The 18,512-nt window shown below is 68.2% G+C and carries 21 protein-coding genes; 10 read left to right on the top strand and 11 right to left on the bottom strand.

The window, feature by feature from the left end; genetic code table 11:
• Positions 1-111: 111 nt before the first annotated feature.
• The 7 genes from E3O06_RS00330 to E3O06_RS00360 form a co-directional block, all read right to left on the bottom strand.
• A complete protein-coding gene (locus tag E3O06_RS00330; RefSeq protein WP_134501058.1) occupies positions 112-1,206 on the bottom strand; it encodes a tetratricopeptide repeat protein in 1,095 nt (364 codons plus the stop codon).
• The gene (locus E3O06_RS00335) at positions 1,203-2,417 is read right to left on the bottom strand and encodes an ATP-binding protein (protein ID WP_134501059.1); all 1,215 of its coding nucleotides are present in this window, start codon (positions 2,415-2,417) and stop codon (positions 1,203-1,205) included. Before E3O06_RS00335 ends, E3O06_RS00330 begins: the two co-directional genes overlap by 4 nt.
• Positions 2,418-2,592: 175 nt before the next feature.
• The gene (locus E3O06_RS00340) at positions 2,593-3,105 is read right to left on the bottom strand and encodes a mycothiol transferase (RefSeq protein ID WP_134501060.1); all 513 of its coding nucleotides are present in this window, start codon (positions 3,103-3,105) and stop codon (positions 2,593-2,595) included.
• Positions 3,106-3,206: 101 nt separating this feature from the next.
• Complete coding sequence (locus tag E3O06_RS00345; RefSeq protein ID WP_134501061.1) at positions 3,207-4,313, bottom strand: sulfate/molybdate ABC transporter ATP-binding protein; 1,107 nt, start codon at positions 4,311-4,313, stop codon at positions 3,207-3,209.
• A gap of 91 nt (positions 4,314-4,404) precedes the next feature.
• A complete protein-coding gene (locus tag E3O06_RS00350; protein WP_134501062.1) occupies positions 4,405-5,187 on the bottom strand; it encodes an ABC transporter permease in 783 nt (260 codons plus the stop codon).
• A gap of 283 nt (positions 5,188-5,470) precedes the next feature.
• Positions 5,471-6,259 carry a molybdate ABC transporter substrate-binding protein gene (gene modA, locus E3O06_RS00355; protein WP_241979775.1) on the bottom strand — a complete coding sequence of 263 codons (789 nt, stop codon included), beginning with the start codon at positions 6,257-6,259 and terminating at the stop codon, positions 5,471-5,473.
• Positions 6,256-6,660 (bottom strand): TOBE domain-containing protein, encoded by a 405-nt coding sequence (locus E3O06_RS00360; protein WP_134501063.1) that lies wholly within the window; start codon positions 6,658-6,660, stop codon positions 6,256-6,258. Before E3O06_RS00360 ends, modA begins: the two co-directional genes overlap by 4 nt.
• Positions 6,661-6,851: 191 nt before the next feature.
• Here E3O06_RS00360 and E3O06_RS00365 point away from each other — a divergent pair, with 191 nt between their 5' ends.
• Genes E3O06_RS00365 through E3O06_RS00390 form a run of 6 tightly spaced genes read left to right on the top strand, consistent with a single transcriptional unit; the run spans position 6,852 to position 11,314 of the window.
• Positions 6,852-8,141 (top strand): ThiF family adenylyltransferase, encoded by a 1,290-nt coding sequence (locus E3O06_RS00365; protein ID WP_134501064.1) that lies wholly within the window; start codon positions 6,852-6,854, stop codon positions 8,139-8,141.
• Positions 8,142-8,143: 2 nt separating this feature from the next.
• Positions 8,144-9,613, top strand: a complete 1,470-nt coding sequence (locus E3O06_RS17745; RefSeq protein ID WP_134501065.1) for a molybdopterin molybdotransferase MoeA — start codon at positions 8,144-8,146, stop codon at positions 9,611-9,613.
• Positions 9,610-10,119 carry a cyclic pyranopterin monophosphate synthase MoaC gene (gene moaC, locus E3O06_RS00375; protein WP_134501066.1) on the top strand — a complete coding sequence of 170 codons (510 nt, stop codon included), beginning with the start codon at positions 9,610-9,612 and terminating at the stop codon, positions 10,117-10,119. The genes E3O06_RS17745 and moaC overlap by 4 nt, the downstream gene beginning before the upstream one ends.
• Complete coding sequence (mobA, locus tag E3O06_RS00380; protein ID WP_198415751.1) at positions 10,116-10,796, top strand: molybdenum cofactor guanylyltransferase; 681 nt, start codon at positions 10,116-10,118, stop codon at positions 10,794-10,796. The genes moaC and mobA overlap by 4 nt, the downstream gene beginning before the upstream one ends.
• A 6-nt stretch (positions 10,797-10,802) precedes the next feature.
• Positions 10,803-11,075, top strand: a complete 273-nt coding sequence (locus tag E3O06_RS00385; protein WP_134501067.1) for a DUF6457 domain-containing protein — start codon at positions 10,803-10,805, stop codon at positions 11,073-11,075.
• Positions 11,075-11,314: a MoaD/ThiS family protein gene (locus E3O06_RS00390; RefSeq protein WP_134501068.1), complete on the top strand. Its 240-nt coding sequence runs from the start codon at positions 11,075-11,077 to the stop codon at positions 11,312-11,314. Before E3O06_RS00385 ends, E3O06_RS00390 begins: the two co-directional genes overlap by 1 nt.
• A 67-nt stretch (positions 11,315-11,381) precedes the next feature.
• On the opposite strand, the gene E3O06_RS00395 is transcribed toward E3O06_RS00390, so the two are convergent.
• Positions 11,382-11,975, bottom strand: a complete 594-nt coding sequence (locus E3O06_RS00395; RefSeq protein WP_134501069.1) for a TetR/AcrR family transcriptional regulator — start codon at positions 11,973-11,975, stop codon at positions 11,382-11,384.
• 100 nt (positions 11,976-12,075) lie between these two features.
• On the opposite strand from E3O06_RS00395, the gene E3O06_RS00400 reads away from it, so the two are divergent.
• Positions 12,076-12,969, top strand: a complete 894-nt coding sequence (locus E3O06_RS00400; protein WP_134501070.1) for a carbon-nitrogen hydrolase family protein — start codon at positions 12,076-12,078, stop codon at positions 12,967-12,969.
• Complete coding sequence (locus E3O06_RS00405; protein WP_134501071.1) at positions 12,969-14,336, top strand: APC family permease; 1,368 nt, start codon at positions 12,969-12,971, stop codon at positions 14,334-14,336. Before E3O06_RS00400 ends, E3O06_RS00405 begins: the two co-directional genes overlap by 1 nt.
• Positions 14,337-14,464: 128 nt before the next feature.
• Here the strand turns inward: E3O06_RS00405 and E3O06_RS00410 are convergent, their stop codons facing one another.
• Together E3O06_RS00410 and E3O06_RS00415 are read right to left on the bottom strand one after the other, a co-directional pair.
• Positions 14,465-14,887, bottom strand: a complete 423-nt coding sequence (locus E3O06_RS00410) for a molybdenum cofactor biosynthesis protein MoaE (protein ID WP_134501072.1) — start codon at positions 14,885-14,887, stop codon at positions 14,465-14,467.
• Positions 14,887-15,402, bottom strand: a complete 516-nt coding sequence (locus tag E3O06_RS00415) for a MogA/MoaB family molybdenum cofactor biosynthesis protein (protein WP_241979776.1) — start codon at positions 15,400-15,402, stop codon at positions 14,887-14,889. Before E3O06_RS00415 ends, E3O06_RS00410 begins: the two co-directional genes overlap by 1 nt.
• A gap of 179 nt (positions 15,403-15,581) precedes the next feature.
• On the opposite strand from E3O06_RS00415, the gene E3O06_RS00420 reads away from it, so the two are divergent.
• Positions 15,582-16,907, top strand: a complete 1,326-nt coding sequence (locus tag E3O06_RS00420; protein ID WP_134501073.1) for an MFS transporter — start codon at positions 15,582-15,584, stop codon at positions 16,905-16,907.
• A 142-nt stretch (positions 16,908-17,049) separates the two neighbouring features.
• Here the strand turns inward: E3O06_RS00420 and E3O06_RS18165 are convergent, their stop codons facing one another.
• Positions 17,050-17,172 (bottom strand): hypothetical protein, encoded by a 123-nt coding sequence (locus tag E3O06_RS18165; RefSeq protein WP_255453479.1) that lies wholly within the window; start codon positions 17,170-17,172, stop codon positions 17,050-17,052.
• A gap of 69 nt (positions 17,173-17,241) precedes the next feature.
• Here E3O06_RS18165 and E3O06_RS00425 point away from each other — a divergent pair, with 69 nt between their 5' ends.
• A complete protein-coding gene (locus E3O06_RS00425; protein WP_134501074.1) occupies positions 17,242-18,471 on the top strand; it encodes an NAD(P)/FAD-dependent oxidoreductase in 1,230 nt (409 codons plus the stop codon).
• Positions 18,472-18,512 lie beyond the last annotated feature (41 nt).

Here is an 18,512-nt window from a genome sequence, read left to right on the forward strand (position 1 = left end):
AGTCTTACCGCAGCGTGTTCGGTGAAAGCACAAAACCCATTCGCGGGGTTCGAATCCCCCATNGCACAAAACCCATTCGCGGGGTTCGAATCCCCCATTCTCCGCCATGATTCACCAGCCCCTCGCGTCCCAGAAGACCTCGGCCTCGCTGCGACCGTAGGCCCGCGACGCGGCCTCGACCATGGCCTTCCCGGACGTTTCGAAGGCAATGCCGGCCGCCACGATCAGGAGCCAGCCGATCGTGATCGGCCAGTCGCTGCCGGTGACCAGCGTCGCCAGCGACAGCAGCACGATGAGGGCCTGCAGCGCTCCAGCCACGACCGAACCCCGAAACGTGCGCATGGTGTTGCCGAGCGAGCGCACGAGGCGCCCGCCCAAAGGGGCACCGCGCAGCAGGAGGAGCACGGCCGCTGCGGTGAGTGCGAGGGAGAGGAGGGAGACCAGACGGGTCGCGTTGGCGCTACTGCTGAAGACGAAGATTCCGAGTACCGCGGTCAGGGCCGCGGTTGCGAACTGGGCCCCCAGCATCCGTCGCTGCAGCAGGTGCAGTGCGCTGAGCAGGGTGCCGCGCGCGCCGTCGGTCGTCGGCGCCGAGGTGAGCACGTCGGTCGCGGTGCGGAGGGCCAGCCAGGGCTTGTGGTCGATGAACTGCAGTTGGGCCAGCCGGGTGCGATACCAGTCGTTCTGGGGAGCGCGGCGTACGGCGAGTTGAGCCTGCTCGATCGATTCCCCGAACCGTTTCGGCCAGCCGGCCAACACGCTTGAGCGGAGGCTGTGCATGGCCGCCTGGGCGTCATTGTTGGGCTCGGCGAGCAACTGCGCGGCGTCGACCGCGTCGGCGGCGGCCTCAAAATTGGCCAGCCCCGCGTGCGCCCGGGCGAGCGTCTCGTGCGCCCAGAGGAGGCTCGGATTCAGACGGATGGCCTGCTCGGCGGCCGAGATCGCGTTGTCGTACTGGCTCGCGTTCACCATGCAGTGCGCGTAGAGCACGAGGAGGTAGGCATCGGTCGGCTCCAGCCGCACGGCGCGCAGCGCGGCGGCCGCTCCATCGGCGTGCCGATCGGTCGCGGTGAGGGCGCGGGCGAGCAGGCCGAGCGCCGCGGCATCCGTTGGTGAAGTGGCGATGTGGGTTTCGAGAAGGATGGCAGCCTGGCGGTTTTGCCCCATGTCCAGCAGGTTACTGGCCCGGTCGGTGGCCGAGCTCACCAGCGTTTGACCTTCTTCAGGTAGGCCTTGAGCTCGCCAAAAGTGCCATCGTCGGTGCCGTAACTGACCACTGTGCGGGCGGATTCGAGCCACGGAATGATGGACGGCGCGATGGTGCGCAGCGGTTCGAGCAGGTCGTCCATGCCGATCATGCGGGCCACGCCGGTGTCGATGGAGTCCATCATGGCGATCTCGGCGGCGAGCTCGCAGACGTAGGCGATGTCGGCGCCGGAGAGTCCGTCGCTCCTGGCGGCGAGGATGCCGAGGTCGATCGCCTCGACCGGACGGTCACGCAGGTGCACCGCGAAGATGGCCTCGCGGGCCGGGTGATCGGGCGGCAGCACGAGCAGGGTGCGGTCGAGCCTTCCCGGGCGACGGAGGGCCGGGTCGACGTCCCACGGCTGGTTGGTCGCCGCGAGCACGTAGACACCCTCATTGTCGCCGTTCACGCCGTCAAGTTCGGTGAGCAACTGGTTGATAATGAGGCGCAGCCAGGGCGCGTGGCCCATTGCGGACCGCTTGCCGCCGATGCCGTCGACCTCGTCGAGGAAGAGCACGCACGGGCCCTCGTTGCGGGCTTTTTCAAACACGGAGTGCAGGGCCTTCTCGGTCTCTCCGATGAACGGCTGAAAGATGTCCGACGAACTAACCGAGATGAACGAGGCACCGAGTTCGCCGGCGATGGCCTTGGCCAGAAAGGTCTTGCCGCAGCCGGGAGGGCCGTAGAGCAGCAGTCCGCCGCGCAGGCTCTTGTGGTACATCCTGGTCAGTTCGGGATTTTTCAGCGGGGCCAGGAACGAGGCGTTGAGGCGTTTCTTCACCTCGACCAGCCCGCCGACATCGGCGAGGGTGACCGCGGGGCGCTCGCTCTCGAAGTCGAGCACGTCCGGTTCGCCGGCGACGGGGATCGGTTCGGGTTGTTCCACCGGCTCCGGGGTGCTCGCCACGAACGGGGGCCTCGCGATATCGCGCACCTGCGCTTCGGCATCCGTCCAGTCGAAACCGGGTTTCTCCGCCGCGGCACGGGTGTCGAGTTCGTTTAAGAGCGGATGCCCCGGCTCCAGTTCCCGCAGCCCCTGCAGCAGGGTGCGCGCCTCGGCCTTGCGGGCGGCATCGAGCAGGAGGCCGATGAGGTGGACGCGCAGCCCGGAGTTGGTCGGCGCGACCGCCACGGCCGCTGCGATGGCGTCGATCACACTGGAATCAGTCATGGGTGCGGTTCCTCTCCGGTCTCCTCAGGGTACGTCAGCGAGACCGGGCATCGCCCTCGTCGATCGAGGCGCGAGCCCGCGAGCGATCGAGATCCCGAACCAACAGGTCTCGATCGCTCGTTCCTCGCGCCGCGACCAGCGGAGGTGGCCGGTTGTCGCAGACCGCCGGCGACCGCTAGACGCCGGCGCGGTCGGCGAGGCCGCGCACGAAGGCAGCCTGGCCGGCGTGCTGCAGGTCGTCGGAGAGCACACTCGCCAGACGCACGCCGACCGTGACGGCGGGGGTCCAGGACTCGTCGACGACCCGGTCAAGGTCAGCCTCGGTGAGGGTGGCCAGGTAGGCGACGGTCGCGGTGTGCACGGCGTCGTAGTACCCGCCGAGCAGATCAGCGTCGGCTTGCACGGCCGCAACGTCGGCGGAGGTGTGCCCGTAGCCGGTGGCCGTCGGCCCGAACGGCAGGGCGAAACGGTCGGCCCAGTCCTGGTCGGCATACACCTGGCCGGTGCCGGCGAGGTCGGCGAGGTGGTCGTCCTGCACGCGGGACAGGTGCCAGGTAAGCCAGGCGATGGTGTTGGCGTCGGCATCCGCTCGAAAAGTGAGGGTGGCGACGCTGGCGTCCTTCAGGGCGCGGTGCACGGTGCCCTGAATGCGGGAGAACTCTTCGATGAGCAGTTCGGACGGGGTCATGGGTCTCCTAGGTCGTGCATTAAACCTACCCCCGCTGGCGGACGGGGCCCGGGCCCGTCCCTGGTGACGGTCCGTGAACGGGATCGTCAGTCGGGGCGGCGTCAGCGGCGGTAGGCGCTCACCTCGGTGGCCTTGACCGAGAGCCAGACGGGCGAGCCCAGCTGCAGGCCGAGGTCGGCAACCGCGGCGGGGGTGAGCTCCGCGATGATCTCGGGGTCGCCGCTCGTGCGGAGGCGCACTCCGCCGCTGCCCGGCTCGATTCCGGTCACCCGGGCCGACCAGACGTTGCGTGGGCTGGCGTGGCGCGGTTGTTCCGTCTGCACGACAACGGATGCCGGGCGAAAGACGGCCGCGGCCGGTCCGGTGGCGTCGAGGTCGGCGGCATCCGCTGGGCGCACCGAGAAGGTGCGGCCGTCGGGGGCGACGATCGCGCCCTTCTGCACGGTTCCGACCACGAGGTTGACGCCGGCGAGGGCCGCGACGAAGGGGTTGCGGGGGGCGGCGAGCACGGCCGCAGTCGTGCCCTCGTCGATCAGGGCGCCGTCGTGCAGCACGGCCACGCGATCCGCGAGCACGACCGCATCGACGATGTCGTGGGTGACGATGATCGCGCTCGTGCCGGTGTCGGCGAGCTGCTCGCGGATGAGCTGGCGCATGAACGGCGCCGTTTCGGCGTCGAGGGCGGCCATCGGTTCGTCGAGCAGCAGCACGCGCGGGCCGGCGGCGAGGGCGCGGGCGAGAGCGACGCGCTGCTGTTGGCCGCCGGAGAGTGCACCGGGCACGCTGCCGCCGAGGCCGTTCAGGCCGACGCGGTCGAGCCAGCGGTCGGCCGCGGCGCGGGCCGCGGCGGCATTCAGTCGTGCTTCGCCGACGCGTAGCGCGAAGGCCACGTTGGCGCGGGCGGTCAGGTGCGGGAAGAGCAGGGGCTCCTGCCCGAGCAGACCGATGGCCCTCTTTTCGGGCGCCACGAAACGCCCCGGCGCGGTGAGGACGGCGCCGTCGAGGGCGACGATTCCCCGCGATGGGATGGCGAGGCCGGCGAGCAGGTCGAGCACCGTCGACTTGCCCGAGCCGTTCGGGCCGAGGAGCGCGAGCACCTCGCCGCGCGCGAGCGTGAGCCGCAGGTCGAGGGAGAACGAGCCGCGGGTCAGCTGCAGGTTGGCTTCGAGGAGGGCTTTGGCGGCGGATTTCCAGAGTGCGGGGGTCATGCGAGCATGCTCCGTCGGGGCGGCCTTACTGACCGGACGCGGAGCGTGCGCGGCGGATGGGTGGTGGCAGCGGCATCCGCTTGGATCGGCGTCACGAGAGCACGCTCGCCCGGCGGGTTCCGACCAGCACGAGGATGATCACGGCGACCGCGATCAGCAGCAGCGACAGGGCGACGGCCTGGTCGGTCGTCACGCCGGAGCCGTTGAAGGCGGTGTAGATGGCGAGCGGCATGGTGCGGGTGACTCCGGCCTGGTTGCCGGCGAACAGGGCGGTCGCGCCGAATTCGCCGAGGGCACGGGCGAAGCTCAGAACGGTTCCGGCGAGCAGGCCGGGGCCCACGAGCGGCAGGGTGATGCGGGCGAAAACGGTGCCGCGACCGGCGCCGAGGGTTGCGGCGACCCGTTCGTAGCGGATGCCAGCGGTGCGCAGCGCGCCTTCGACCGCGATCACGAGGAACGGCAGGGCCACGAAGGTCTGCGCGATCACGACCGCGGCCGTCGTGAAGGGGATGCGCAGTCCGACGAGTTCGAGGGAGTTGCCGAGCACGCCGCCGCGTCCGAGCAGGGAGAGCAGCGCGATGCCGCCGACGAGCGGAGGCAGCACGAGCGGCACGGTGACGAGCGCCCGCAGCAGGCCGGCTACACGCGGCTTCGACCGCGCGATGACGACGGCGAGCGGCACGCCGAGCAGCAGGCAGAGCACGGTCGAAACGGATGCCGTCGCGAGCGACAGTCCCAGCGGCTGCAGGGCTTCGGGTGAGAGGAGCAGGGCGGGCAGGGCGGGCCAGTCGACTTTGAGCAGGAGTCCGGCGAGCGGCAGCACGAGCAGGGTGAGGCCGATGCTCGCGGGCAGGTAGAGCAGGCGCGGGATCATGCGCTCCGCCGTCTGGGCGTCGTGCGCGGGCACCGATGTGTGACGTGGCGGAGCATCACTTTCCGGGCCCGGGCCCGGTCGCTGGGCCCATGATCTATCGTGGGCCCGGTTTCAGAAGGTGGGCCCGGGCGCGCGATCCTGCATCCGGCGATGTTCGTGGTGCCGTGGTCGCCTGCGGCACTCGGTGTCCAGGGCAGTGCGTTCCGGGCCCGGGCCCGGTCGCTGGGCCCATGATCTATCGTGGGCCCGGTTTCCGGGCCCGGGCCCGGTCGAGAGTGGAGGGTCATGGAGCGAGAAAGCCGTGGGCGGCGAGCACGGCCTGACCGGCGGGCGACAGCACGAGGTCGACGAAGGCCTGGGCGGCCTCGGCGTGCGCGCTGCCTTCCACGACCGCGATCGGATAGTGCCCGACGACCGCGTCCGCTCCGGCCGGGGTCACGCCCTCGACGCGGCCAGGGTTGGCGGCGACGTCCGTCGTGTAGACGAGGCCGGCATCCGCTTCGCCGCCGGCGATCTTGGTGACGACGGCCGTCACATTCTGCTCCTCGCTCGCGGGCGTGAGCGTGACGCCGGCATTGGCGAGCAGGGTAGCGGATGCCGCCCCGCACGGCACCTGCGCCGCGCACAGCACGGTGATCACGCCGGGGCGGGCGAGATCGGCGAGGTTTTCGATCTTCAGCGGGTTGCCGGGGGCGACCGCGATGCGCAGGGTGTTGCCGGCGAACCGGGTGGCCGGGCCGGTGAGCCCGTCGTCGGCGAGCGGCTGCAGGTTCTTCTGGTCGGCGCTCGCGAACACGTCGGCCGGGGCTCCGGCGGCGATCTGAGTGGCCAGGGTGGAGGATCCGTCGTAGGTGACCTGCACATCGACCCCCGGATTCTCGTCTTCGAGAAGTAGAGCGAGCTCATCGAAAGCCCCGGTGAGGGACGCGGCGGCATAGACACTGAGGGTCTGGGGCTCGAGCCCGGTGGCCGGGCCGGGTTTGCCGGCATCCATGGCGGTCGACGGCGCGCAGCCGGTCAGGGCCAGGGCGAGCACTGCCAGAACGGCCAGAGCCGGCGGGAGTCGGGTCACGGCATCCGTCCCGGAGTTTCGACGATCACGTTGGTGGCCTTGACCACGGCGACGCTGAGCGAGCCGATCTCGAGGCCGAGTTCGCGCACGGCCTCGCTCGACATGAGCGAGACCACGCGATGCGGGCCACACTGCAGCTCGACCTGGGCCATGACCGTGTCCATCGTGATGGCGGTGACGATGCCAACGAACCGGTTGCGGGCGCTGCGGCCCACACTCGACGGGTCGGTCGGGGTGCTCGCCTGGTCGACGGCGAAAGCGGCGAGCGCTGCGCCGTCAACCGTCAGGCGACCGGATGCGTCGGCGTCGGCCGCGAGACGGCCACCGTCGACCCAGCGTCGCACGGTATCGTCACTGACGCAGAGGAGCTCGGCGGCCTCACTGATCCGATATTGCGGCATAAATTGCAGATTAGCACCGTATCTGCGGTTTCGCCCGACGGACCGACAACCCGTCTTCGCGACTACCCGAGGCTTAGGGATCATGGCATCGCGCGAGGCGAATGACCAGGAGACGGGTTAGACCGTTCAGATGGCTGGACGCTGGCCTCAAATGGGTGGCCGCCGCGCCGCGCAGCGCCTAGCGTTAAGCCATGGCTATTCCTCCCCTCGTTGAGCCCGTCGACCGGCTCAGCGCATCAGAATCCGTGCGCACCGCTCGCCAGCGTCGCCTCCCCCAGCTCAATGAACTCGGCCAGCGCCGCCTCGCTAACGCCCGGGTGCTCGTGCTCGGCGCCGGCGGGCTCGGCTCCCCCGCCCTGCTCTACCTCGCGGCCGCCGGCGTCGGGACCATCGGCATCGTCGACGGTGACGACGTGGAACCGAGCAACCTGCAGCGCCAGATCATCCACGGCCAAGCGGATGTCGGCCGCCCCAAGGTAGACAGCGCCGCCGAGCGTATCGCCGAGATCGCCCCGGAAACGACGGTCGTTCGGCACACCGAACGCCTCATCGCGGCAAATGCGGCCGAGATCATCGACGGCTACGACGTGGTCATCGACGGCACCGACAATTTCCCGACCCGGTTCCTCGTGAACGACACCTGCGCGCGGCTGGGGCTGCCGCTGGTGTGGGCATCCGTTTTGCGCTTCGACGCACAGCTTTCGGTGTTCTGGGCCACGCCGCCGGAGGGCTCGGGCGTGACCGGCGTGCACCTGCGCGACCTGTTTCCAACGCCGCCAGCCGAGGGTGAGGTGCCCAACTGCGCCGACGCCGGTGTGCTCGGCGCGCTGTGCGGCCAGGTCGGTTCGCTCATGGCGACCGAGACCATCAAACTCATCACCGGGATCGGCTCACCGCTGATCGGTCGCGTGCTCGTGATCGACGCGCTATCGGGTCGGTTCAGCGAGATTCCGCTGCTCGGAACCGGAATCGCCCCCGAGCCGACCGCCGCGGAGACCGCCGCCGAAGCGGCGCAGGCTTCCATGACCAGCACCCCCGAGGTTTCGAGCGCCGAGCTCGTCGACCGTCTGGCCGCCCAGGGCGCCGGCACCGACACTTTTCTCGTCGTGGACGTGCGTGAGCCGAACGAATTCGCTGAAAGCTCCATTCCGACGGCTCGTCTGCTGCCCCTCGGCGAGCTGTTGACCGACGGTGTGCTCTCGGAGAGCGGCCGCGCAGCTCTTCCCGAGGGCACGCCGCTGATCGTGCACTGCCACGCCGGCGGCCGCGCCTCCCGGGCCGCGAACGCGCTGCGCGAGGCCGGATTCACCGATGTCTCGGTGCTGACCGGCGGAATCCTCGCCTGGGATGACCTCGTCACGGCCGGCCGGGCTCCGGGGTTCGGCAGCCGCTGGGCCTCGCTCGAGACCGTCGCGACCGGGCGGCACGCGTCAGCGCGCGATGACGCCGGCAGCGCCGGCCAGTCCGACAGCCTGGTCTGACTGTGACCGACACCGAACACACGCCCGGTCACACGCACACCGAGCGAGCGGATGCCTGCGCACCCGCCACCTCCGCCCGCACCGTTGCCGAGCAACTCGCGTTCGTGCTGGCCAGCGTCGCTCCGCTGCCGCCCATGCGCCTGGAACTCGACGCAGCCCGCGGACTCGTGCTGGCCCAAGACGTGCTCACCGTGACCGACACGCCGCCCTTCGACAACTCCGCGATGGACGGTTACGCCGTCATCCGCTCGGACCTGCTCGGCGCATCCGCCCAGAACCCGATCGTCCTGTCCGTCGTCGCCGACCTCGCCGCCGGCACCGCCGAAAACCCGCGTCTGGCGCCCGGGCAGGTGGCGCGCATCATGACCGGCGCGCCGATTCCCGACGGAGCGGATGCCGTCGTGCCGATCGAAGACACCGACCAGGGCACCGAGCTGGTCACCATTGTTCAGGCGCCCGAGCTCGCAGCACACGTGCGCCGCGCCGGCGAAGACGCCCACGCCGGCGACCGCGTGCTCGCCGCGGGCAGCGTGCTCTGGCCCACCAGGGTCGCCGCCGCGGCGAGCGCCGGAACCAGCACGGTGCTCGTGCACCCCGCTCCGCGCGTGGCCGTCATCTCCACCGGAAGCGAACTCGTCACACCGGGCAGCCCGACCCGTCGCGGTCAGATTCCCGACTCGAACTCCTTTCTGCTCTCGGCGGCCGTCGCCGAGGCCGGCGGAATACCCGTGCGCATCGGCGCCGTGCCCGACGACGACGACGTGCTGCGCGCCCTGTTGGCCGAGCTGGCCGGCACGGTCGACGTGATCGTGCTCTCCGGCGGCGTGAGCGTCGGAGCGTACGACGTGGTCAAAGCCGTGCTGAAACCGATCGGCACCGTCGACTTCGGACCCGTCAGGATGCAACCCGGCAAGCCACAGGGATTCGGACGCTGGCCCGCCACCGGCAACGTGCCCGGACCACTCATCTTCGCCCTGCCTGGCAACCCGGTCAGCGCCTACGTGTCCTTCGAGGTGTTCGTGCGTCCCGCGCTACGGCGTCTGCTCGGGCACGGAACGTCCGACCCGGCCGGCGCGACGAACGACGAACCCACGTTCGCGGACAGCCACACCGGTGCCGCCGACACGAGCACCAGCTACCCGGCGCTGGACCACCGGGCGCTGGACCACCCGGCGCTGCACCGATCCACCGTCACGGCGACCGTCACCGACGGCTGGAACTCCCCGCCCGGACGTGCCCAATATATGCCGGTGATAGTCACGCACCCCACCGACACCCAGCGCCCACCCGCCGACAACACCCGGGAGGGCAGCACCGGCAGCATCCGTGTCGAAGTGCGCCCGGCCTCCCGCGGCGGGTCTGGATCGCACCTCGTCGCCGGCCTGGCCCAGGCCAACGGACTCGCAATCGTGCCCGAAGACACGACTCACATTCGCGGCGGCGACCTCATCACTGTCATGCTGACATCATGACGCACACCACCGACACGACCGGCGCGCCCGTGCCCGCTCAGCCGTTCACCCACCTCGACTCGGCCGGACAGGCCCGCATGGTCGACGTGACCAACAAGGTCCCAACCGTGCGCAGCGCCACCGCCGCCGGCTTCGTGCGCTGCGGCGCGAAAGTGGTCGCGGCCCTCCGCGACGGCACCGCACCCAAGGGCGACGTGCTCGCCGTGGCCCGGATCGCCGGAATCCAGGGCGCCAAGAAGACCGCCGACCTGCTCCCCCTGGCCCATGTGATCGGCGTGCACGGCGCCGTCGTCGACCTGATCGTCGAGGATGACGGCGTCAGCATCACCGCCACCGTGCGCACCGCCGACCGCACCGGCGTCGAAATGGAAGCGTTCACCGCCGTCTCGGTCGCCGCCCTCGCCGTCGTCGACATGGTGAAGGGCCTCGACAAATCCGTCACGATCGAGAACGTGCGCCTGCTCGCCAAGAGCGGCGGCAAGAGCGGCGACTGGTTGCGCGGGTGACCCCCACGGTCGACCTGATCGTGCTCGCCGGCGGGCGCGGAAGCCGCCTCGGCGGCGCGCTCAAACCCGCGATCGAAGTGGCGGGGCGCACCCTGCTCTCCCGCGTGCTCGACACCCGACCCCTCGCCCGACACGTCGTCGTCGTTGGGCCGCCCGCCGCACGGCCCGCCGCCGGCGACCGTGCAGGTGCTGCCCTAATTTGGGCCCTCGAGGACCCACCGTTCGGCGGCCCGGTCGCCGGCATCGCGGCCGGCCTGGCCGCGCTCAAAGCACACGGCGAGGCCAACGCCGATATACCGGCCGACTGGTTGCTCGTGCTCGCCTGCGATCTGCCCTGGGGAGCGGATGCCGCGCGCCTGCTGGTCGTGGCAGCATCCGCTCTGGAAACAACGAGCGGCCCGGAGACCGGCTCGGCACCAACCGTCGACGGTGTGCACCTGGTCGACTCCACCGGCCACGCGCAATGGCTCGCCGCGATCTACCGGGCCCCTGCCCTGCGCGCGGCCGTGCACCGGCTGGGCGATCGCGTCAACGGTGCCAGCATGCGTGACCTGCTCGCCGGGCTGAATCTCGACGGGCTGTCGGACGAATCCGAAACCGGCACTGACGTGGACACGTGGCAGGATGTTGAGAGTAGTTCCGAACGTTTGATCCGCTCAAAACCGACCGAGGAGTGACCCCGAATGAGCTCTGTACCGCTGCCTCCCGAAGCGCTCGACGAGTGGCTCACGGCCCTCGCCGATCGGCTCCAGCTCGATCCGGCCGACGTGCCGGTGGGCGACCTGCTCGATGTCGCCCGCGACGTCGCCCACAATGTGGCCCGGCCGGCCGCACCGCTCAGCACCTTTCTGATCGGCCTCGCCGCCGCGAAGAACGGCGGAACCGGCGCCGACATCGAAGCCGCCTGCGCCGCCGCGAGCGAACTCGCCCGCGACTGGGCGACCGAGAAACTCTGATGGCCAGCCTGCGATTCTTCGCCGGAGCCGCGGAAGCCGCCCAGGCCGACACGGCCTCGCTCGACGCCGGCACGATCGGCGAACTCCGCGCCGAGCTCGGCGAGCGCTACGGCAGCGAGTTCATGCGGGTGCTCACACTGTGTTCCCTGCTCGTGAACGGGGCCCGCGCGAGCGATGACACGGTCGCGCTCGCGCCCACCGACACCGTGGACGTGCTCCCGCCCTTCGCCGGCGGTTAACCCCGTTCACCTCTGCGGAGATTCACGGCCGCCCGCCTTCGGTTCGATTCGCACCCACCCTGCAAATCTAGGTCGCCACGACCATCGTGCGGGCGTAACTGCACAGCCAGTCTTCTTCTTCGTCGGCGGTTATTACTGAGATGAGCACATCGATTCCATAGCCGTCTTCGAGGGCAACAAAGCTTCGAGCGAGCATCGAGCCGGGCATGAGCAGCCGATACTCGCCGCTTGCCTCGCACTCTGCGAGCACCCGCTCATAGAGTGCCACCTGGCGGGAAATGAACGCTCGGTGCTGCGCGGCGGCTACCGCGTTGCGAAGCACGATTGGGGTGAGTTCGAAAAGTATTCGGCTCGCTTCCTCGGCGGTGCCCGGTCGGGGAATTCCAGAGCGAATGCACGCGTAGAGCCGGTCAATGGGGGTCGTGAACTCGGCCACGCGACTCTCCCGATGGAGGCAGTATTCCACGCTGCCCTGCTCGAACACCGCGGTGTAGAGAACCCGCACGTCAGGGTAGTAATAGAGCACTGAGGCCGAGGAAAGTCCCGCCTCCTCGGCAATGTCGGCCAAGCGCGCGCCCGTCGATCCATGAATCAGAACGGCATTCGTCGCCGCCGCGATCAACTGGTCCCGGCGCTTCCCCTGGTCTTTCGGACGTGCCATACCTCGATAGTGCCACAGCACGGCTTTGGCACTCACCCTTGACACGATCGCAGTTCATTATATAAATTTTGTTTAATCTATTTTTGAGCGAACGGAACCCATGTCGAGACCCCTCCCTCTTGCGCTGATTCAAGCCCCGGCCCAGCCAGACAACGATCTCGACGCCTTTGCGTCCGCCCTCGAGCTGCTCACCAAAACGCACTCGGACACGGCGCTCTTCATCTACCCGGAACTACACCTGTCCACAGTCGGCGACGCTTCCGATGGCCAGACAGCCGATCTGATCCAGAGCTTGGCGCAGCCGCTCGACGGACCACGGAATGACCACTTGGCCTCGATCGCCGGGGATCTGGGCATCTGGCTCATACCGGGCAGCTTCTACGAACGAAGAAGCGACGGGCGGATTTACAACACGGCTGCTGCCTACTCCCCGGAGGGAAAGCGCGTGACCGCTTACCGCAAGATGTTCCCCTGGCGCCCCACCGAAAAGGTGGCTGCCGGTGCCAGTTTCGTCACGTTTGATATGGCTGGCTATGGTCGCGTCGGACTGTCGATCTGTTACGACGCCTGGTTTCCCGAAACCAGCCGCCACCTGGCCTGGCTGGGCGCTGAGCTCATCGTCAACGTCGTGCAGACGGCGACCTCAGACCGAGAGCAAGAGATCACGCTCACCCGCGCCAATGCCATCGTCAATCAGGTCTTTGTTGCCAGCGCCAACGCTGCAGCACCACACGGTCTCGGGCAGAGTCTTCTTGTCGACCCGCAAGGGCGCGTACGAGTGCACTCTCTCACCTCGGAGTCGAGAGTGCTCACGGACGTCATCGATTTGGACGAAGTGCTGAACACTCGGCGATTCGGCACGGGCGGGGTCACCCGGCCCTGGGCTCACTTCAGTCCAGAGGACGCCAGCATAGAGATGCCCTTCTATTCCGGCCACATCAACCCGCAGGCGTGGCAGCCGTCACAACATTCCGACCAGAGGGATATCCACTGATGAGCACACAAACCCCCACGCTGCGCGCGAGGCTGTCTTTGCCGTCGGTCGTGCTGTTCGGCGTCGCGTATATGTCTCCGGCAATCGTCATGCTCACCTTTGGCGTCATCGCTGTCAGCAGCCACGGGGCGACCCCGACCGCGTACATCATCGCCGCAGCGGCAATGTCGCTGACCGCCCTGAGCTACGGCAAGATGGCACGCATATTCCCCGCCTCTGGATCCGCGTACACCTACGCACGAAAAACGATCAGCCCCGAGGTCGGTTTCCTCGCCGGGTGGGCGATTCTGCTGGACTACTTCTTTCTTCCGATGGTCGCCTGGCTCATCCAGTCGCTTTATCTGAACGCTCAGTTTCCGGTTATCCCGATCTGGGTGTGGCTCGTTGTCAACGTCGGCGCGACGACTCTGGTCAACGTCCTCGGTATCGTGCTGGCTGACAAGGTCAACAAGACCCTGATGACCTTGACCATGATTGGAATCATCGCATTCGTGGTGCTCGCAATCGGCCATTTGAGCACGAACACCCCGGCGTCTTTCACCGCTCCGTTTTGGAACTCGTCAACCTCGGTCGCGATAGTTTCCGCAGGTGCAGCGATGGCCGCGTACTCATTCCTGGGGTTCGATGCGATCAGCACGCTGAGTGAAGAAACCATCAATCCCAAGAAGAACATTCCTCGCGGAATATTGCTCGCCGTTCTCATCGGGGGCGCGATATTCATTGCGGTGTCCTATGTCATGCAGCTGGTCCATCCCGGCGCGACTTTCACGGATCCTTCCACCGCGTCGTACGCGATGTCCGTTCTCGTGGGTGGACCGGTATTCGCCCAGATCATCAATATCGTAATCATCGTCGGCGGATTCGCCTCCTGCATGGCGATCCAGGCCAGCACCAGTCGACTCATGTTCGTGATGGGACGCGACGGGGTGCTCCCTCGCCGACTGTTCGGACGCCTGAATTCCAAGTTCAAGACACCCGTGTTCAACCTGATCCTGATCGGCGCCGTGGGGATGCTCGCACTGAATCTCTCGCTGGGAACAGCCGCGTCGTTCATCAACTTCGGTGCTTTTCTCACCTTCACCGTCGTCAACGTCTGCGTGATCGTTTACTTCATTCGACAGCGGCGCCGAGGTCAGAAGGAGCGCGTGCTCACGTTCCTGATCCTCCCGCTGCTGGGGGCTGTCGTCGACATCTATCTCCTCACCCAGCTGGGCACCGTGGCGCTCTATCTCGGGCTTGGTTGGTTGGCGATCGGCGTCATCTACCTTGCCTTCCTCACCAAGGGATTCCGAGCGTCTCCTCCGGAAATAAATCTGGACGAGGGGCCGACCACGACGTCGCAACCTGTTCCACAACTCGAGGGTTGACTATTCCGCGCGGCGCGACGGGATCGACAGCGATTCTTCCGACTGGTGGAGCCGCGCGGTCACGCTCGCGCCCACCGACACCGTGGACGTGATCCCGCCCTTCGCCGGCGACTAACCGGGGTAGAACCCTACAAACCGACCCAGGAATGCGTTCCGTCGACCTCGTACTGCTTCTTCCAGATCGGAACCTCGGCCTTCACGGCCTCGACCAGGCTCTCGCAGGCCGCGAAAGCATCGCCGCGATGCGCGCTCGCGACCGCAGCGACGAGGGCGAGGGCGCCGACGTCGAGGTGTCCGATGCGGTGGCTGACCGCCAACACCACGAGCGGATGCTGCCCCCGCACCCGGTCAGCGATCTCACCGATAATGCGCCCAGCGTCGGGATGCGCACTGTAGTCGAGGCCCGTGACGCGACCCGTGGCATCCGGATCGTGGTCGCGTACCTGCCCGATGAACGTCACGACGGCACCGTGCGTCGCATCGGACACCGCCGAAACGTGTGCGCCGACGTCGAGCAGCGTCTCGGTGACGAGGGCGAAGCCGGCAGCCATCAGTGGTCGCCGCCGTCGAGCTGATCGATGATGTGCCGCACGAGCGGCGCCAGAATGGCCACACCGTCGCGCACCCCGCCGGCCGAACCGGGCAGGTTCACCACCAGGGCGCCGTTGTTGCCGACCGAATCGGCGATGCCGGCGATACCGCGGGAGAGCATAGCGGTGGGGATCGTCGCGACGCTGACCGCGCGCATCCGCTCGGAAATGCCCGGCAGGATCGTGTGCAGCAGGGTCGCCGTGCCCTCCGGTGTGAGGTCGCGGGCCGAGACCCCGGTGCCGCCGGTCGTCACAACGAGGCGGGCACCGTCGCCGAGCGCGGCCGAGATTGCCCCGGCCACACTCTCGATGCCATCGGGCACCACGCGCGGCGGACCAGCCGGAATGCCGACCTCCCCGAGCGCATCGACGGCGGCCGGACCGGACCGATCCTCGCGTTCACCGCGCGAACAGCGGTCAGACACGGTGATCACGACGGCCCCGAGTTCGGCCCCAAGCTTGAGCTGAGTTTTCACCGTTCCACAGTACCCCGACGCAGGCAGAGCGCTCCGACTCAAGCGGATGCCGGCGGCCACCGGCATCCGCTTTGCCGGAATCATTTGTCACGGTGTTTGCGCGATGCACCCCGATTGGCAAGCGAACAAGCTTGCTACTACAACGGGCCGCACGCCCGACCGAACAACCGAGGAAGCCCATGTCAACCGTCTCACCCCCACGTGTCACGTCTACGCTGAAGCCGGACCTCTCCAACTGGGATCCGGAACACGACGAAACCTGGGATTCGCACCTCGCCTGGCGCACGCTGTGGATCACGACCTTCAGCATGACCCTCGGTTTCGCCGCCTGGTACCTGGTCAGCGCGATCGCGCCGCGGCTCAATGACATCGGCTTCGACCTCAGCACCGGCCAGCTGTACTGGCTCGTCGCGCTGCCCGGCCTCGCCGGCGGCCTGTTGCGTCTCGTGTTCATGTTCCTGCCGCCGATTCTCGGCACCCGCATTCTCGTCGCCCTCTCCAGCGCCCTGCTGCTGCTGCCGATGATCGGCTGGACCCTGGTGGCCCGGGACGTGTCCACGCCCTACTGGGTACTGCTCGCGCTCTCGTTCGCGGCCGGCATCGGCGGCGGCAGCTTCTCGGGCTTCATGGCGTCGACCAGCTATTTCTTTCCCAAGCGCCTCGCCGGAACAGCGCTCGGCTTGCAGGCAGGGCTCGGCAACTTCGGCATCGGACTGATCCAGCTGCTCACCCCCTGGGTCGTCGGCTTCGGCCTGCTCGGCACCGCGGTACTCACCCCGGAAAGCGACTCGAACGGCGAACTGGTCTGGCTGCACAACGGCGGCCTCGTACTCATCCCCTGGGTACTGCTCGCGGTAGTACTGGCTCTGGTTTTTCTACGTAAGGTGCCGATCAAGGCGAATTTTCGGCAGCAGATGGACATCTTCACGGTCAAGCACACCTGGATCATGACCGCCATCTATCTGATGAGCTTCGGCGCGTTCAGCGGCCTGGCCGCGCAGATGGGCCTGATCATCCTGAACGTCTACGGCGACTTTCCCGACGCGCCCAACCCGCTCGCCTTCGCCTTCATCGGCCCCGTCGTCGGCGCCCTGGTGCGCGCGGCCTCAGGCCCACTCTGCGACCGGTTCGGCGGCGCCATCTTCACGTTCATCGGCGGCGCGGGCATGGCCGTCGGTACGCTCGTCACGGTGTTCTTCCTCACCCCAACGAGCGTGGACGAGTTCTCCGGCTTTCTCACCGGCATGATCATCATCTTCTTCTTCTCCGGCCTGGCCAACGCCGGAACGTTCAAGCAGATGCCGATGATCTTCCCGAAGCGCCAGGCCGGCGGTGCCATCGGCTGGACCGCCGCGATCGCCGCTTTCGGGCCGTTCATCGTGGGCATGGCACTCACGGCCATGAGCCCGACGACGTTCTTCATCGGCTGCTCGGTATTCTGCGTGCTCTGCACCGGCCTCGCCTGGTTCTACTACGCCCGTCCCGGCGCCCCCAACCCGAGCTGACGCCCCTCCTTCCACCCGAGGCCCCCTCTCCTCCAGCGGGGGTCCTCGGGTCTTTTCTGCCCGGGGGTCATACTGGAACGATGGAATCCATCGGCGGCGACCCGGTCTGCTGGCTCGAACAAGTCTGCCCGGAGTGCGGCGCCTACGTCGCCGGCGAGTTACCGGCCCCCTGCTGGCGCTGCAACACGGTGGTCTCGCCGAGCTGAGCCTGCACGCTCGACCCGCGCGCGGCATCCGTCACCCGCGGCGCCAAGCGGATGCCCACCCGGCACCCCTCGCCCAAACGGGCAAACCCTCGTACAGTCAGAGCACGCTTTCGAGGGAGGACCACGCAATGGCCGACCAACAGACTTTCGTGATTGTCGGGGCATCGCTCGCGGGCGCGAGTGCGGCCCGCACCCTGCGCGATGAGGGCTTCCGCGGAGAAATCCACCTCATCGGCGCCGAAGAGCACCTTCCCTATATTCGCCCGCCGCTGTCGAAGGGCTACCTCGCCGGAACCGCCGACCGGGCGTCGGTCTTCGTTGAAAGCAAGACCTGGTACTCCGACCGCGACGTGCAGTTTCACCCCGGCACCCGAGCGGTCAGCATCGACCTCGAGGACCGTCGGGTCGGCACGGATGATGGCGGATCACGCCGCTACGACCGTCTGCTGCTCACGACCGGATCCCGGCCTCGCCGACTGACCGTGCCGGGGGCCACCCTGGCCGGGGTGCACTACCTGCGTACCCTCGACGACTCCGAGGTGCTGCAGTCCCTGCTGGCCGACGGCGGCAAACGGCTCGTCGTCGTCGGTTCGGGCTGGATCGGCATGGAAGCCGCCGCAACCGCCCGAACCCTCGGCAACGAGGTCACCATTCTTGAACGCGGCGCTGTGCCGCTCGCGGCGGCGCTCGGCCCCGAACTCGGCGCCCTGTTCGCGACCCTGCACGAGGAGCACGGGGTGACCGTGCGCCGATCCGTGGTGATCGAGAGCCTCGTTGGCGCCGACGGTCAGGTGACCGGAGTGCTGCTGGCCGGCGGCGAAATCGTGCCAGCCGACCTCGTGTTGGTGGGCATCGGCGCGGTCCCGAACGTGGAACTAGCCCAGAAGGCCGGGCTGGCCGTCGACAACGGAATCCTGGTCGACGCACACCTCGAATCGAGCGACCCGCACGTGTTCGCGGCCGGCGATGTCGCGAGCGCGCAGCATCCGCTCGTGAAACTGCGCCTGCGCAGCGAGCACTGGGCGAACGCCCTGAACGGCGGCCCGGTCGCGGCGCGGTCGATGCTCGGCCAGGACGTGTCCTTCGACGCCATCCCGTACTTCTACACCGACCAGTTCGACCTCGGCATGGAGTACTCCGGCTTCGGACCGCTCACCAGCGGCGCCGAACTGGTCTACCGCGGCGACCCGAGCAGCCGGGAGTTCGTGGTGTTCTGGCTGAACGCCGGCCGAGTCGTCGCGGGCATGAACGTGAACGTCTGGGACGTCAACGACGCCGTGCAGGCCCTGATCCGCCGCGGCGACCCGGTCGATTCGGCGCGCCTCGCCGACGAGGCGGTCCCCCTCGAGCAGGTCTAGCGAGCGGATGCCGCCCCGCCGGCGAATGCCCCGCCGCCGGA

The organism is Cryobacterium glaciale, from assembly GCF_004402535.1.
Classification (GTDB): domain Bacteria; phylum Actinomycetota; class Actinomycetes; order Actinomycetales; family Microbacteriaceae; genus Cryobacterium; species Cryobacterium glaciale.

Excerpts from the sequence above, each read along its gene's own strand:
- E3O06_RS00335 (WP_134501059.1), bottom strand. The coding sequence starts at position 2,417 with ATGACTGATTCCAGTGTGATCGACGCCATCGCAGCGGCCGTGGCGGTC.
- E3O06_RS00340 (WP_134501060.1), bottom strand. The coding sequence starts at position 3,105 with ATGACCCCGTCCGAACTGCTCATCGAAGAGTTCTCCCGCATTCAGGGC.
- E3O06_RS00345 (WP_134501061.1), bottom strand. The coding sequence starts at position 4,313 with ATGACCCCCGCACTCTGGAAATCCGCCGCCAAAGCCCTCCTCGAAGCC.
- E3O06_RS00350 (WP_134501062.1), bottom strand. The coding sequence starts at position 5,187 with ATGATCCCGCGCCTGCTCTACCTGCCCGCGAGCATCGGCCTCACCCTG.
- E3O06_RS00360 (WP_134501063.1), bottom strand. The coding sequence starts at position 6,660 with ATGCCGCAATATCGGATCAGTGAGGCCGCCGAGCTCCTCTGCGTCAGT.
- E3O06_RS00365 (WP_134501064.1), top strand. The coding sequence starts at position 6,852 with ATGGCTATTCCTCCCCTCGTTGAGCCCGTCGACCGGCTCAGCGCATCA.
- moaC (WP_134501066.1), top strand. The coding sequence starts at position 9,610 with ATGACGCACACCACCGACACGACCGGCGCGCCCGTGCCCGCTCAGCCG.
- E3O06_RS00385 (WP_134501067.1), top strand. The coding sequence starts at position 10,803 with ATGAGCTCTGTACCGCTGCCTCCCGAAGCGCTCGACGAGTGGCTCACG.
- E3O06_RS00390 (WP_134501068.1), top strand. The coding sequence starts at position 11,075 with ATGGCCAGCCTGCGATTCTTCGCCGGAGCCGCGGAAGCCGCCCAGGCC.
- E3O06_RS00395 (WP_134501069.1), bottom strand. The coding sequence starts at position 11,975 with ATGGCACGTCCGAAAGACCAGGGGAAGCGCCGGGACCAGTTGATCGCG.
- E3O06_RS00400 (WP_134501070.1), top strand. The coding sequence starts at position 12,076 with ATGTCGAGACCCCTCCCTCTTGCGCTGATTCAAGCCCCGGCCCAGCCA.
- E3O06_RS00405 (WP_134501071.1), top strand. The coding sequence starts at position 12,969 with ATGAGCACACAAACCCCCACGCTGCGCGCGAGGCTGTCTTTGCCGTCG.
- E3O06_RS00410 (WP_134501072.1), bottom strand. The coding sequence starts at position 14,887 with ATGGCTGCCGGCTTCGCCCTCGTCACCGAGACGCTGCTCGACGTCGGC.
- E3O06_RS00420 (WP_134501073.1), top strand. The coding sequence starts at position 15,582 with ATGTCAACCGTCTCACCCCCACGTGTCACGTCTACGCTGAAGCCGGAC.
- E3O06_RS00425 (WP_134501074.1), top strand. The coding sequence starts at position 17,242 with ATGGCCGACCAACAGACTTTCGTGATTGTCGGGGCATCGCTCGCGGGC.